This is a genomic window from Brevibacterium luteolum, from assembly GCF_025147615.1.
Classification (GTDB): domain Bacteria; phylum Actinomycetota; class Actinomycetes; order Actinomycetales; family Brevibacteriaceae; genus Brevibacterium; species Brevibacterium luteolum.
In genome coordinates this window covers 1-14,409 of record NZ_JALXPM010000060.1, presented here as the reverse complement: position 1 = coordinate 14,409, position 14,409 = coordinate 1, and the positions used below count along the sequence as shown (strand labels likewise).

The window sequence follows — 14,409 nt, the reverse complement described above, 5'->3', positions numbered from 1 at the left end:
TCACCCGACCGGGAACGTCGAACGGGCCAACTGAAGCGATCAACGGCAGGCTCGAACATCTACGGGGCTCAGCGCTGGGGGTTCGGCAACCTCACGCACTACATCGCGAGATGTCTGCTCGAGTCCGGCGGCTTCAGACCAGTTCTACACTCTCAATTACGATGAGCCGGTATTCTGCGTCATCGGTAGACGAACTAGACTGAATCCGCAGCAGAGAATTACATCGGCGGATCGGTGACCGGATTCCTCTCTGTCGGACTGGAAGTCCAGCAACTGCTGATGTTACTTTTCGCGCATCGTTCAGCGGTCTTCGAGCCGATGAGCAGACGTGTCTTCTCGAGGTTGGCCTGTGATACTTGCTTGCTTCCGGTGTTGGGTTGCCATCTCAGGAAGAAGATTTTGTCGGATTCCTCAATGCTCGCGGCTGACCTTCGTTTGGCCAGGAGTTCAGTTGGTATCTCTCGGCGCGCCCAGTTTGCGGGGATCTGGGAGTTGAGGTCATCGAGGAACCCTCGTGTGGAGAAGGGGTTCTCAGGGTTGGGCGTTATTCCGAGGGCATCCAGGAGAGGCTTATAGTTCTCACCGAGGTACGTCGGTACGCGATAGCCGTTAAATACGGGAAGTTCGAATGAGTGGAGTGTTTCCCCGTGCGCGGCGATGAGCAGCACATAGGGGCGCTCGTCGGTGATGAACACAACTTCGACCCGCGCGTTGTTACTACGGAAGCCGAAGGATGCTCTATATTGGCCTTGCTTTCGCATGTCCCGGTGGAGGCTGCGCAAACCTCGTAGTTCCATGGTCGTCTGTCTCGGGGTGTTCATCGCTTCCGCCTTCCTGCCAGCAATGAGGTGGCCTGAGGAAGGCCCTGACCGATCCAGTCCACAAGCGCGGCGGTTAGGAGCTCCCTGCCGATAGGCAACGCACAGTATTTCACCACTTCGGGATGTGCGTTGATATCTGGGCAGAAAATGAGGCCCAGTAGTTGCAGGGTCTTGTCTGACGCTGGGTCTAGCACGAGATCGAGCAAGGCAGTGATGGTTCGCTCGAGTGCCAATCGAAGAGCTGCCTTTGCCGCCGGCTGGAGGACCACACGTTCGGACAGAGTCAGTGCATGCGCTGCTTTTAGAGCGATCTCGCCCGCAGCCGCCTGATCGCCAGCGGTGAGGCCAACGGGAACAGCTTGCTCAACTTCGTCATCAGTGGGCCGGGCGTCTGGCTCCATGCTGCGGCCGTCATTCCCTTGAGCTTGTGTCGTGGCTCTCTGTTCGAGAAGGTCGAAGACGGCGTCAACGATCCGACGGGCAGTATTCTTACCTACTGCACGTATTTCTCCTCTGATTTCCAGGAGAGTGGCGCAGACGGTGCATAGTAGATGCTCTGCCTGCACCGTCCTAACTAGGGCTTTAGATTCCGATTCGCTCAACGCCGCGTCCATGATCGCACTTACGAAAGGAGCCACCATGCGTTGGATGGCTTCGTCTGTTTGCTTCTCTCGCGGAACATCGTCCAAGTGAATCAAGGCGTCGATTGCCTCCGTGGCAAGGAAATCGGTGCATCGCGCCGTGAACTCGGCGGCGGGCGCGTTTCGTGCTTTTTTGCGTGCGTCGAGAACTACGACGTTACGCGAGTACCTTTTCCTGTCGTCCTCCGGCTGGATGAACGCTCGCGCACGGAAGGTGTGTGGACCTCCGTGGTATTTGCCCGCGCATGAGCACTCGCATTTGTCTCGCGGAGTGCGCACTGCCTCGGAGCATCGCGCGATGTGTGACTTGGTCATGATCGGCTCTTTTCGTCCGGTTTCCCATTTGTGTTTACATTGTCTTAAATAGGTTGTTTTGAATTGGCTGTGGTAGGCAATTTGGTCGACTCCATGCCGTTGTTAGACGTCACGGGACGTAGCAGTATGCATAGCCCGAGTGCTGGCAAACCAACCGGCGAGAGCGGCTATGATGCCGATGCTCCCTGCAAGGAAGAACCGTGACGGTGAATCGGCGCTCAGCGGCCACGCCGTCGGCCCGAGGATCCACATCCATGTGTCCGCGAGAACGTCGCCTCCAAATGTCGCGCCAACAATCACCAGAACAGCTGTCGCGCCGAGCGCCCATGCCATCCCGTACCGGACTGTGATCCACAAGGCGCCCAGCGAACCCGCGGCTCCGAGAAGGAGCCACAAGACACCTGTGCGTACGACGGTTGGGATCTCGGCAGTGTCTCCGTGTAGGGCTGTGTTGAGGCAGGTCAGAATAGTGACCACGAGTGTCACCGCAGTCACGCAGCCGAGCAGCCAGCTCTGAACGGCTCTTGGCAGGTTGGTGCCGTGAAGAACGGCGAGTCGCCAGCCGGGAACAAGGGTCTGCCAGAGCAGGACAGCAACCACGCACGCTCCTAACGGGAGGAGGGCATAAGTGTGGAATCCCAGCAGATAGCTGGACGGGTAGACGACGGCTATCCCGGCGCTCGTTACGACGGCAGCCAGACACAGTGGTATCACTGGCCTTCCACGCATGGTCAAGTTGATAGCCATGAGCGTCCCGTTGCGAGTGGACCTGTAGCCGATAGGCCCTGATACGGTGCGATTTTCAAGCCGCGGGGGCACTTTGAGCGTCAACCTCGTCGTGAGCGCGACAAGCATGAGTCCGACAGATAGGCATAGGGCCAGTGCAGGTGATTCGTGTAAGAGAGGATCGTCCGGACTCAGGGGTTCACCATTTTGGTGCGCACCGAGGAGCGGGAGCATGGCCCGGACCGCCCATGTCGGGGGCAGTGCGATCCACGAAGGCCACTCGGCTGCGAGGACGCCAATAGCCTGCCATACCCATGCCAGCAGGAATACCGGGACTGTTCCCCAGCGTTCAGCCGCAACGTACGCGACGCCGAGGGGGCCCAGGGTCGCGATCCAGCACGCTATGCCTGCCGTGAGCACCCCACCCAGATTGAGAGGCGCTCCGGCCAAGAGCGCTGGCGGGATGACCGCCCAAAAAGCGAGAACATGGAATCCTGCCGAGAGCCCGGCCAGTACAGCGAAACGGGCAACGACCACTAGCCGGGGATTCACCGGTCGCCACTGTGTGCCGCCTTCGCGTGCGGCAGCTTCTCGACCTGTCGTGAGGCCTGCAAACAGGGCGAGTACCCCAGCGGCCATGCCGGTCACGTACAACGTCTGCCAGAGTAGGGCCGCTTGTTCCTGGCTTTGAGGCGTGATGTAGACGCCTGCTGCGCTAATGCCAGCAATGACAATGCCGAGAAGGGGTAGGACAGCGGCCGACGATCCGCGGGTGCGTACCAGTTCGGCTCGTAAGGTGGGGAGGAATCCGATCATTGCCTGTTCTCCACGTGCACAGCCGGCGATGGCATCGTCAGCTCCAGGAAACGTTGTTCCAGCTGGCCAGGTTTCGCGAACTGCTCAAGCGGTCCTTCGTAGCGGCATTTTCCGTCTGCAAGCACCGAGATGTCATCGGCAAGTTGGACGACTTCACCGAGTTGGTGTGAGCTCACCAAGACGGTGCGGCCTGAGGCGGCGTACGACCTCAGCAGGGATCGCAGCTCGACAATGCCTTGAGGGTCGAGACCATTCTGCGGTTCGTCAAGGATCAGCAACTCGGGTTCGGTGAGGATGGCGATGCCCAGTGCCAATCGGGCTTTCATCCCGGTCGAGAAGTATCGAGAACGCTTTTTCCCAGTGCCACTGAGACCCACTACTTCGAGAACGTCCTCGATACGCGCACGGCCCATACCAGTGAGGCGACCGTGAACCAGCAGGTTGTCAAAGGCACTGAGGTGGCCATAAAGAGCCGGCCCATCAATACTGGCTCCAACGCGCGCGAGGAACGAACGATCATGTCGCTTTGACGGTGAATGTCCCAGGACGTTCACCTTCCCTTCGCTCGCGTCTATGAGGCCGAGCAGAACCCGGAAGGTGGTCGACTTTCCGGCGCCGTTGCGACCCAGCAACGCATGAACTTTTCCCGTCGCCACTGAAAGGTCAAGACCGTCGAGAACGGTGACACTTCCACGGTTGACACGGAGACCGTCGCAACGGATCGCGAGTGACTGAGGTTCGGCCTGAGTTAAGGGGTGCGAATTCAAGGAATCTCCTTTCGGTCGATCAGACATCGCAGACTGTGAAAGCAAATGTGCGTAGGGTGCCCACGGAGCCGTCCGAGATCTCGCTGATGTCGGGGAGGTCGCTGTTCGCTTCTACGGCGTTGAGAGCATAGGTCGTTCCGTCTGGATCGGTGAAGGTCAGCGCGGGGTCTCCGTTGCCCGATTGCTCACAGGCAACCGTTCCGTGGTCGACCGTGAGGTTCCATGAGTGACCGAATTCGGATGAGGTAACTTCTGCCGGGTTGGTCGTTGCAGTTCTTGTGGGGCCATCCGTGGGATAGTCTTCCGGATGGAAGATCCCACACCCGGTGAGTGCGGATATTAGAATAGCTGCGCCGCTCACGAGGACTCCGGTGCGCATGCGGGACTTGTTCACTGTTCCTTCTCCTTAGTGGTAAGTGCCATGTATCCGTCTTCAAGGCTTGGCTCGACTGGTTTGGCTTTGGCGGGAGGTGCGTCGGCGATGATTCGGTATTCCGTGCCTGCGAGTGTTGTGTTCGCGTTGACGATGCTGATGCTCCCCGTCGGCGGTGTGCTCAGCGGCTCGGTCAGCCATGTGCGACCCCGTGCGGCGTTAATCAGCCCTTCTGTGGGCCCGTCGTACTTCTTGCGTCCGTGCCCGAGAACGAAGACGTAAGGGCATGTTTGAGCCACGTCGTCCAGAATGTGAGTCGAGAGAATGACGGTCCGATTTGAGCCCAGGGTCGCGAGAAGTGTTCGGAAACGCATCCGTTCCTCGGGATCGAGTCCCGCGGTCGGCTCGTCGACGATCAGCAAGTGTGGATTTCCCACGAGAGCTTGCGCAATGCCGACTCGCCGCCGCATTCCACCGGAGAATCCGCCTATTCGACGGTTTCGAGCCTCTGTTAGTCCAACGGCCTCGATCAGCTCGCCTGCCTGTCGCTTGCGTTCGCTCGACGATTCGACACCTTTGAGGACACCTACGTAATCCAGAAACTCTATGGGAGTGAGGTTCGGGTACGGCTCGACGTCCTGCGGAAGGTATCCAAGGCTTCTCTTAAGAGCGCGTCGGGATTCTCCCTTGCTGAGATCATGCCCATCGATGAAGACTTTCCCTTGTGTTGGTTGGATAATCCCGCACAGAATCCTCATGAGAGTAGTTTTCCCGGCGCCATTAGATCCGAGTAGTCCGATCATCCCGGAGGGCAAGTCAATCGTGACATTGTCGAGTGCCCGCGGCTTCTTCCGGAAGTTCTTTGTCAGGTGTGAAATGGAGATGTACACGAACTGTTTCCTTTCAGTGTCGCCGTGAGCGGTCGGTAATCCAAGAGCCAACGGCCAGGAGAATGACGATGAGCGCCACCTGCCAAAGAAGTGAGACGGTGGCCGTCAAGGGTGTGGCGGCCAGGCCCAGTGCGCCTGAGGGCGCGTAGATGGGGTCCGAACCGAAATAGCCGGCGCCCACCGTGTCTCCGATGACTCCAAGGAACGAGCCGTTGAGGGTCGGAACTGGGAGCATCGGCGAGGAGAACACGAGCCAGAACCAGATCATGACAGCCGCGATACGGCCGATTGCTCGGGGGAGGACAGCACCAGCCAACCCCGAAATTGTCATTGCGATGAGCGACGCCGGGGCCACAATCGTCAAGGACACAGCGATGGCTATGATCGGAGAAAGAGCGTGGCCTGCGACTGCCTGTCTAATACCCATGGCCAGTAGCACCACGAAGGATGGGGCGAATATTACAGTGAACGCGCCGGCCACACGTGCGGCGCGAAGAATAGTGGCATGTACCGGCGTTGACGCTTCGAGCTCATGCATTCCCAGGCGCGCGGAAGCGGTGAAGAAGTCGCTGAACGCAGCCGCATATGCGATGCCGGTGAAGATCGCGATGATCTTTGCGGTGAAGGCTAGGTCTTCTGACCCGCCTGTATGCGGTGCTGCCGGGGAGATAGCACTAAGGAGGACCGCGAATGCGGTGAGTGGCAACACGGCGAACCATAGGGCCTTCTGGCGTCGCGCGATCTTGGAATGGGCGAGAGGTAGAGCGAGAACGTTCATGGTTGGGCAACCTTTGAGATATTGCGTTCGGCGTCGCCGAGTCGACGCCAGGCAACGGCGATAAGCGCGACGGCGGCGAGCAGGGGCACTCCACGCTGAACAGCAAGAACCAGCACGTAGGGATCCCACAGCAAAGCCAGGAAGATCCACGTCGCGACGACCGCGATTGTCGTAGCGGATGCAGCTTGGGCAAATGCTGCGACGGCGACCGCAACGGCAACGACAACGATGACCGCCCCGGTCGGAGAAAGGACAGTGATCCAACCCTGATCGCGGGGCCAGACGTCGATCAGGTGCAGCGGTACGAAGAGGACAAAGGCGCCGATGACCCCGGAGACAACCGTGAGAGCGGCACGGATCGATTGCACGGTTCGGAATGAGGTCGGGCTTGCTTCATGGAGTTCGACGAGTTCGTCCCCGGTGAGGACGACTGCCGCGATGACCCCGACGCAGATGACGAAGATCTGCTCAAGCCATGTCACCAGTGTCATGGCTTGAGCACTAGGCCACGTGGAGGCGGCAAACCAGCCCGCGAGCGCCCCGATCAAGCCACCCACCAGTGGGACAGCCAGCAGGCCCATGCCATATCTAGAGACCTGTGCTCGAACGATAGAACTCACTGCCTTACCTCGTCTTCCTAGATGGCCTGTCACTGAGTCAGTAGCCGCAGATGGCAATTCGGTTCACGCGCAGTTCACGCAGGAACTAGGCCAGATGACACCGCTGGACGAGCCGATAGCACAGCGGCTACCAGGGCCGCAGCACCGATCGCCAGCACACCTAGTGGTGTCACCGTTTCCTGCAGCACGCCCAACAGCGAGCCAAGCCCGAAGACACCTGCGTTCGTCTCCGGCCGCGGACCCACCAAGGGGATCAGGAGCGATCCGACGACAGCGGCTGCCCAGGGCGATGTCCAGATGGTGGTGAAGGTGACAACACCAGCGACGGCGGTTAGAGGCAGCAGCCAGCTCAACAGGATGGCGAGGAACGGCGCAGAGAACCCCCATGCCGCAACTGCTCCGGTGGCTCCGACCCCCGCGACGCAGTCGATTACCAAGACGATTACGACGCGCGCAAGTAGTACTGCACGCGGACCGAGCGGCGTTACCAGAGTTACGGAGTCGGCTCTGAAGCTTGACATCGCCATCGTCAGGGTGATGGCGACGCCGAACAGCATCAGAGAGGAAAACCCCGACATCGCAAAGGAGCTGTTCTGCGCAGTCGCAAGGAAACGCGCGGAAAGCGTAGCCATCGCGCCCGTCACCAATGCCACAGGAAGGATAAGCCAGGGCACAATACGAATCTGCGCGCCGATCAGAGCGACCGTGAGCAGCAAACTTCGCCGTAATGTGAAGCTGGGATGAAAGTCAAGGGTCGCAGTCGTGGAGATGCGGCGCCGGATCGTGTCAAAGGACGGCGCGGAAGCAAACTGGGCTTCTCTCCGACTTAGCGCTTTGTGGAGCGAGGCGAGATCCTCGTTCTCCTCGTAACGGCTAGGCATTGTCTCTCCTGAGGGACTCTCTTAATAGACGTCGCGCCCGGGAGACGCGGCTCTTAACGGTTCCAATCGGTATGCCAACAGCTTCCGCGACCTGGTCGTATGGAAGGTCATGGACCCAGGCCAGAGTGACGACTTCGGTGAGCTCCGGGGAAAGCGACTCGAGAGCATGCACAAGGGCTGCTTCTCCTTCGTTCGTGCTCACCACGACGGCAGGGTCTTCATCGGCTGCAACTAGCCCTTCGCCGTGGTCCTCGAGTGGCACGATCGCCAGAGGCCTCCGGCGAGTGTGGGCCCAGATCTGTCGCTTCGCTATCCCCAACAACCACGTCAACACCTTGCTGTCGCCTCGGAAGGCCGACGCTGACCGCCAGCATCCAACCCAGACGTCTGCACTCACCTCCTCTGCGATCTCGCGGCTGGAGGCCCGCGCGATCGTGAACGACAGTACGGCCGATGCGTAGCGTCGGTAGAGCTCGGCGAGGGCCCCCTCGTCGCCCGCTGCGATCTTGCTCAGTAGGACATGATCGTCCGCCGCGTCTGGAACGATTGGATCCAAGTTCCGGTCCCTTGTCCTTCCTTGCCGTCTCAGGCTCCCACCACAGGGATGGCTTGTCTGTCTTCATGCACATTGGTAGCCGTGCAGCACGCCGAGGTTCACGGCCACCGCGGCCAGACAGTCACGCGGCCGCCACGACCCCCTATGGCCGACTGATCGCTGAACCCATGAGAATGAAGGCGAGCGTCGCGTGGTACGACCCGCGGAAAATCTCATCCCGCGAGAGTCGATTGGCTGAGCTCGCTACGGAAGCGTTAGCTGGCAGACAACCGAGGGAATTGACGGTCTTTTCAAGACGCTCGCGCGTCTGATTTGACGGCCTGCCTGGATCGAGTAGTGTGAGGCTTGCCTCGCATTCCGCTAGAAGGTCAAGATCTGATTGGCCATCAGCGGAGACTGCAATTGCGGAGAGCGCGCGGTTCAGCCAGGCTGTGCTCTTGGCCGAGAGTATGCTTGCCCGTCTGCCGAATGTCGTAGCGTAGAACACCAGGTGAGTAAGAAAATATGCGTCTGCGCGCGTGATCGTTCTGCCAGCCATGCCGGGGCCGAGTCCAGAACGCATAAGTGCTGCGTCATAGTCGCCGACCCTGGCCGGATTTCCAACCATTTCCGTTGCGTAGAGATCGTCGAGGAAGGCCCCGGGCATTTCGATCTGTGGGTCGTCCTCTTGGCCGTCCTTGGTTCGATCCGGAACTCCATGTTTACGCGCGAGTTGGTCGAGCTCGAGCCGCCCGACATGCGCGAAAGCAGTTCGGGAGGCTTTTGGTTCTAGATCATTGAATTCGTGTCGAGAAAACGCAATGACATTCTCCATGTTGATTGACTTAGAGAGGATGTGGTTGGGCACGCCGCTGAGAACTTGCAGTAGCTCGACCAAAGGGCCGTACGGAAAGGCATTTCGGTCGGAGTCTTGACGCCAGAACCCGAGGCTGAACTTGTCAAGGTTGACCCCGATCCACGTCAAGGCCGTGTCCAGGCTCTCGTCTGTCCGCTTCGATTTCTCGCTAAGTCCCATGTGCCTAATCCTGTATCGCGAGCTGTACAGCCGCTGCAACTTCCTGTGGAGTGGCAGCGGCCAGACCCGGGCAGAAAGTTTTCGACGCCGCCTCGTAGACCGCATCCGTCTCTGTTGGGGCTATGACTGTGTGACCATCGGACTCGAGGAGCTGCACGCTTCGCTGTGTCGCGGGTTTAGACCACATAATGTGATTCATCGCAGGCACGATAATTGCCGGCCGAGCCATGGCGAGTACCATCAGTTCGACGGAATTGCGCGTGAATCCATGAGCCGCACCGGCAAGGAAGTTTGCGGTGGCCGGAATGACTATCATTTGTTGGTAGTCTCGGCTCAGCGCAATGTGATTACGGGTGGGCGAAACATCGGTGATGACTTCGTCTGCAACTGCTCGAAGCGTTGCTATCGACGTCATTTCGGCGGCGGTTGGACTCACCACAACGCCCAGGCTGTTGATGCGGAGCCCACGTAAGGACGAAATATAGTCGCCGATGGACAGGAGCTGCACCGCGCCGGTGCATCCCAAGAGGACGCTTGGAAACCTGTCATCGGCGCTTTCGGACAATTGCACAGAACCTCCTCATCTAGTGCTTGGGTTAAGAGAGCCCAAGGACCCTGTCCCAGTCGGCTGCCGAGTCGGGCTCCTCGGAACCACTGACCTCGAGCAGGGTGCAGGCAACTCCCGCCGCTCCTTCGAGAAGACCCGCGCAGTTCAGATGCCGGTGCTTTGTTGCTGACCGCCATCCATCCGGGCTGTCAGGCACCCAATGCTGGAACACAAACGGTGCTTCGAGATCGGCCATCGTTGTCAATAGAGTCTCGGCAAGGCGATTCGCCAGCGTGCGGAGACGGTCATCTCCTGTGATGCGCCAGCATCTGTAGAGAACCTGAACCACTCCGGCATACCCATGGCAGAATGTTGGCCCGTCGAGCCGCCATTCGGCCTCCGGTCGGTCGAGGTGACTGAGCAAGGCCTCTGTGGATTTTTCGATGAGCTCGGTGTTTCCCAGAAGACGGCCTGCCCGAATCATCGTGATGGCCACTCCGGGTGTTCCGTAGCACCATGCGGCCCGGGTGAAGAGGGGCGGTGCCGTTGCGGGATCGCTCTCGAACTCGGCCGGTATTCGTGCAGGCCAGTATTGCGTGTTGCCGTCGGTCTGAATCCATCGAAGCGCCCAACCGGTGGCGAAAGTAAGTGCGTCCTCGATCTCGGTCGTTAGTGCCTGAGTCTCGCCGACTGAGACCAAAGCACTCAGGACGCCTGGCACGCCGTGTGCCAGACCGAGGTTCAGGTCACCGTGCGGGTAGGACTCCGCGTCATCAGCGGTCGGTTGGAGGTCAGCAGGCACCCACCACCCGGGGAGTCTCGACGTTGGCCGGGCCAGGATCCTCGAACAGAAGTAGGAGACGGTCTCTTTCGTCGCATTCTCCGCCTCGGCGCTGGTCTCGTCGAGGAGCACTCTCAGCGTGCCTGACAAGCCGTTCATGAGGTCATACGCGTTCCAGTGGACACCATCACGAAGCGAGGAAGCATACTCGGTGACCAACTTGTGTTGGGCACCGGCGAGCCACTTCGCCAATTTCGCTCGGACGTTGCCGTATCTCTGCCCACCTTCAGCAGCCTCCTGTGTGGCTGCAAGGACACCCGCCACCCCTCCCATAAGGCCCGCCCTCGGGTTCCAGCTGAGCTGGTGCACGGCTTCGCTGAGGTGGTTGTGTGTGACCGACTGGAACGAGGGTTCAATCTTCTCGAGGGTGGCGAAGAGCACCGCCGTTCCAGCAAGGCCGTGGCTCAGAGAACCACCGGACCACATTGAAGCCCCGTATATAGGGTCGACATTATCTGGTTGTCGTACTATCGACTCGGTCTGCTTCGGGTCGAGTAGGCGATGGGCGGTCTCCATGCCGAGGGAACGAGCTCGCGAGGCGCGGTCCGGTTCCAGGAAGGCGAGTCGTCCTCGCTCTTCTACGCGTGGGTCACCTGGGGGTGTCATCTCGCCTCCTCGCCGACTGCTCGTTGTCCAGCCGCGTGAATACGGATCTGAGAATGCCTAGCAGGAATTGTTCCCTGTCCGGGTCCGGGCCGAAGGCCCGGTTGAATGTCATATGCATGTAACTGCCGATAACGCGCTCCGCGGACGCGAATTCTTCCTTGTTCTGCAGATTGATGCGATGTAGTCGACCTGATCCGAATAGAGCATTTCGTCCGAGGCCGATCGTCTTCCATTCGGCACTGTCCCGATGCGTTGAGAAGCGCGCTTGCACGCACCGTGTCCATCGTTCGCGATCACCAGAGTAGGCTCTATCGCGGCTGGGCTCCAGGCCAATCGTTTCTGTCCAGAGGCGGCCCATGTGTATAGGGTCAGGTTTGGCCATGTCCGGGGTCGCGACCGTGTTCGGAAGGTGGCCCGCGCCGAAGGCAACTAGCATTTCAGCCCACGACACGAGCACGAATTCTTCAAGATTGCTGTAAGCATCGTTGACGGGAAGATGCAGAGCTCGAAGGACTGCGAGCGAGTCTTCCGAGAAGACTCGGTGCATCACGGACAGGTGTTCTGGGCCACCGTACCGCTCCGCCTCGGGAACATATTCGTCGTGTACATAGGTACGAATCTGTCCTGTGCCGCACAGGTGCTGGAGGGTATCGGTAAAGGACGTATTGCTTGGGTCACGTATGGCCAGTCGGACGCGCAGGTGGGGGCCCTGTTCGTCGGCGTACCTAACAAAGAAGGGCGCGCTATCAGGGTCTTTCTCGGCGACCGTGGTTAGGATGCTTCCTAACGTGCCCCTAAGCAACGGGCCCATCTCGTCCGACGGCAGGTAGAGTCGATATGACTGCCACGGTGACCCAGGTAGGTAGCGAGGAGGGTCGTATGGCGACGGAGCTGCCTTGACGTTGAAACGTTCCGGGGCGAATTTGGTGTCCTGACGGGCGAATGAGACGACGAGTTCGCTCGCGTAGGCTTTTTCACCTTCACTGAGCCAGCCCCAGGCCTCGTGCGGTGTCTTGGCGCCAGCGGGGAGCTCTTGAAAGACGAGGTCCTTGTCCTTCCGCAGTTCTTGTCGTAGCAGCTCGACGTGGCCGGCGTTGCTCGTGTCGAGAACGAGCCGCATGTCGCGGCTCACGGCCAGAACATACTGTGGGACGTCCCAACGGCTCTTCCACTCATCGAAGATGTCGGTAGGGTTCGCGGCCGTGGAAATGCCACGCTGGCGGAGTTCATTAAGGTTCCATGTCGCGGGTGCTAGGACGATACGGCCCGACCGGACACGCGGGGTGTAGGGCGCGAACTCGAGTTTGCCCCATGACCACGGTTCCCATAGCCGTTGGAACTCCAGCATCATGTCGGAGAGAAGCCGGACTTCATTTGTTGCCTGTGCTGGCGGGTAGACCGTGCTGTGGGTTCGAATCCTAATCGCCCGCCCGTCGCTCAGATCCACCGGGAACAACCCACGCATCGTCGCCTTCACGCCGATACGGCTGAGAGGCACGTAGGTACGTGTCGGTTCCCGTGGCACGCCACCGTCGATGATTGGCTCATTGAATGGGGGGACATTCACCAGGTTTGTCGCTGCGCTTGACCGGGTGAAGTATGAGAGAACCGCGCTGTACTCTTCGTCATTGTCGAGCGGCTGGAAGGCTGTGTCGTTTGCGAGTTCGGGGAGGACGCCGAGGAAGCGGCCGGCCGTGCTCTGGGCGAAGTGGGAACCTGGGTTCGGCCCGAGCACGAGCCGATAGTGTCCTGCTTGGACAGCCTCCCACGTGGGCGAGGAAATAGAAAAGTATAGTTCGGCGCCAAGCTGGCAGTCGTTGGGGTCAAAGTCGGAGTACGAGAGCTCTGCGAGGTCGTCCTCGCCGAGGACGACCTCCCGGAGGTCCTGCCGAAGAGTCTCAGCATAGAGGCGGGCAAGCCGTCCTTCCCGGCGCTCGTTTGTTTCGTCGTCAAAATCCGAGTTCGGGCCGAGATCCTGCTTTGGCCACGAGTACCCCCGCGGTACTCCGAGCCCCCGGTCAGGATCGACAAGCGTCGTGATAGGCACGACGCGATCGATACCGTATCGCTCGAGGAATTCCAGGTGGTACTTTCGAAGGCCGCGCATGCCAAGCCTTCTTGGCGAGAGGATCTGCATCAGGCGCATAGCACTCGTTGCGTCCTGTTTCACGGTTTCCGGCATCTGGACGTGCATACCTGTGCGGAGGGTGAAGTGCACGCGGTCCGTGCTCTTTCCGATGGCCCCAAGAGCTTCGTATGTTCGCGTGAGAGTCTCGGGTGAGAGGGGGTCTGTGCCTGTACTGCTAAGGGTCCTGATTGCGTTGAGGGCTGTCTTCAGAGCGGTGGGCTGTTTTCCGACGCGTTCGAGTCTGCCGACTTCCTCCTCGAGTGGATCGTCCCCGGTCAAGGTTGGCCGCAGGTCGGTGTACAACATGTCAAGACCAACGAGCTTCTGCACGAGGCGGAGTAGCGCGCCCGCGTCGACGTTAAGCTGTCTAGCTCCTTTCGTACACAGCGTCTGGACTGACACGCCGGCTGTTCCGCACTCCTCGAGGATGAAGGTGAGCGCAGGGTTGCGTCGAATGGCCAGGCGTGATTGTTCGGCTCCGCTGGTGCTGCCGCGGTACAGGACTACGTGGTCACCTTTGGTCCGCAGGTAGGGCGACCGGTAGGCGTTTGTCTCGGCCAGTAGATCGGGATCTTGTTCTAGCTCGCGGACAAGTGGCATCAGCCATCTGAAGTCGGCGTGAGCGACTCGTTTGCCTGTTGACGGTGTTGTCCGTGGGGGTGTCGGGGAGTCGGAGAAGTGCCCGGGTGCGACGCCGGCGAATAGCCCGAAGGGAGTCGGCCGGGTCGTCATGCGATTGAGGAACTTTGCAGTCGCGACGGCTGCTCGGCGGAGCTTGCTGAGTTTGGGAGTCGTCGTTCCGTTGATGACGCAGACCGCTGTGTCCCAAAGGGTGGGCGCGGCATGCGCGACAGCTACGGAGAAGGCGGTGTCGCGGTAGGCCCAGCGGAGGTACTCGACCAGGTCGGTGCGTTCGGTTCCGGCGAGGGCCTCGTCCTCCGTCATCGTCCTGCGGATCGGATGTGATGCCATTCTGAGGGTGAATATGCTCGACGACACGAGGTCGTCCAGGTTGTCGGTCATGTGGATCCGGGCCTATGTTCCTTCGGTCTTTTGATCAGACGGGAGATCGTTATTCCCTCCTAATG

At 59.9% G+C, this 14,409-nt stretch carries 13 protein-coding genes and 1 pseudogene; 1 reads left to right on the top strand and 13 read right to left on the bottom strand.

The annotated features are described in order from the left end of the window. Positions 1-165: pseudogene (locus tag M3C25_RS12090) on the top strand (transposase); the annotation flags it as partial. Positions 166-218: 53 nt separating this feature from the next. Here M3C25_RS12090 and M3C25_RS12085 read toward each other — a convergent pair. From M3C25_RS12085 to M3C25_RS12025, 13 genes are all read right to left on the bottom strand, one after another. Further along, positions 219-821 carry a DUF6037 family protein gene (locus tag M3C25_RS12085; protein WP_259856939.1) on the bottom strand — a complete coding sequence of 201 codons (603 nt, stop codon included), beginning with the start codon at positions 819-821 and terminating at the stop codon, positions 219-221. After that, a complete protein-coding gene (locus tag M3C25_RS12080; protein ID WP_259856937.1) occupies positions 818-1,777 on the bottom strand; it encodes a hypothetical protein in 960 nt (319 codons plus the stop codon). Before M3C25_RS12080 ends, M3C25_RS12085 begins: the two co-directional genes overlap by 4 nt. 1,538 nt (positions 1,778-3,315) lie before the next feature. Then, a complete protein-coding gene (locus M3C25_RS12075; protein WP_259856936.1) occupies positions 3,316-4,086 on the bottom strand; it encodes an ATP-binding cassette domain-containing protein in 771 nt (256 codons plus the stop codon). Positions 4,087-4,105: 19 nt separating this feature from the next. Next, a complete protein-coding gene (locus M3C25_RS12070; protein ID WP_259836448.1) occupies positions 4,106-4,480 on the bottom strand; it encodes a hypothetical protein in 375 nt (124 codons plus the stop codon). Then, positions 4,477-5,349 carry an ABC transporter ATP-binding protein gene (locus M3C25_RS12065; protein WP_259836446.1) on the bottom strand — a complete coding sequence of 291 codons (873 nt, stop codon included), beginning with the start codon at positions 5,347-5,349 and terminating at the stop codon, positions 4,477-4,479. The genes M3C25_RS12070 and M3C25_RS12065 overlap by 4 nt, the downstream gene beginning before the upstream one ends. Positions 5,350-5,362: 13 nt before the next feature. After that, complete coding sequence (locus M3C25_RS12060; protein WP_259836444.1) at positions 5,363-6,127, bottom strand: hypothetical protein; 765 nt, start codon at positions 6,125-6,127, stop codon at positions 5,363-5,365. After that, positions 6,124-6,708 (bottom strand): hypothetical protein, encoded by a 585-nt coding sequence (locus M3C25_RS12055; protein WP_259836441.1) that lies wholly within the window; start codon positions 6,706-6,708, stop codon positions 6,124-6,126. The genes M3C25_RS12060 and M3C25_RS12055 overlap by 4 nt, the downstream gene beginning before the upstream one ends. A 113-nt stretch (positions 6,709-6,821) precedes the next feature. Further along, a complete protein-coding gene (locus tag M3C25_RS12050) occupies positions 6,822-7,628 on the bottom strand; it encodes a hypothetical protein (protein WP_259836439.1) in 807 nt (268 codons plus the stop codon). After that, positions 7,621-8,184, bottom strand: a complete 564-nt coding sequence (locus tag M3C25_RS12045; protein WP_259856934.1) for an RNA polymerase sigma factor — start codon at positions 8,182-8,184, stop codon at positions 7,621-7,623. Before M3C25_RS12045 ends, M3C25_RS12050 begins: the two co-directional genes overlap by 8 nt. A gap of 142 nt (positions 8,185-8,326) precedes the next feature. Further along, positions 8,327-9,199 (bottom strand): DUF6895 family protein, encoded by an 873-nt coding sequence (locus M3C25_RS12040; RefSeq protein ID WP_259856932.1) that lies wholly within the window; start codon positions 9,197-9,199, stop codon positions 8,327-8,329. A 4-nt stretch (positions 9,200-9,203) separates the two neighbouring features. After that, positions 9,204-9,770, bottom strand: coding sequence for a flavoprotein (locus M3C25_RS12035; RefSeq protein ID WP_259856931.1), 567 nt, complete (start codon positions 9,768-9,770; stop codon positions 9,204-9,206). Between the two features lie 25 nt (positions 9,771-9,795). Beyond that, a complete protein-coding gene (locus M3C25_RS12030; protein WP_259856929.1) occupies positions 9,796-11,103 on the bottom strand; it encodes a lanthionine synthetase C family protein in 1,308 nt (435 codons plus the stop codon). 73 nt (positions 11,104-11,176) lie between these two features. Further along, the gene (locus tag M3C25_RS12025; RefSeq protein WP_259856928.1) at positions 11,177-14,344 is read right to left on the bottom strand and encodes a lantibiotic dehydratase; all 3,168 of its coding nucleotides are present in this window, start codon (positions 14,342-14,344) and stop codon (positions 11,177-11,179) included. Between the last annotated feature and the right edge of the window lie 65 nt (positions 14,345-14,409).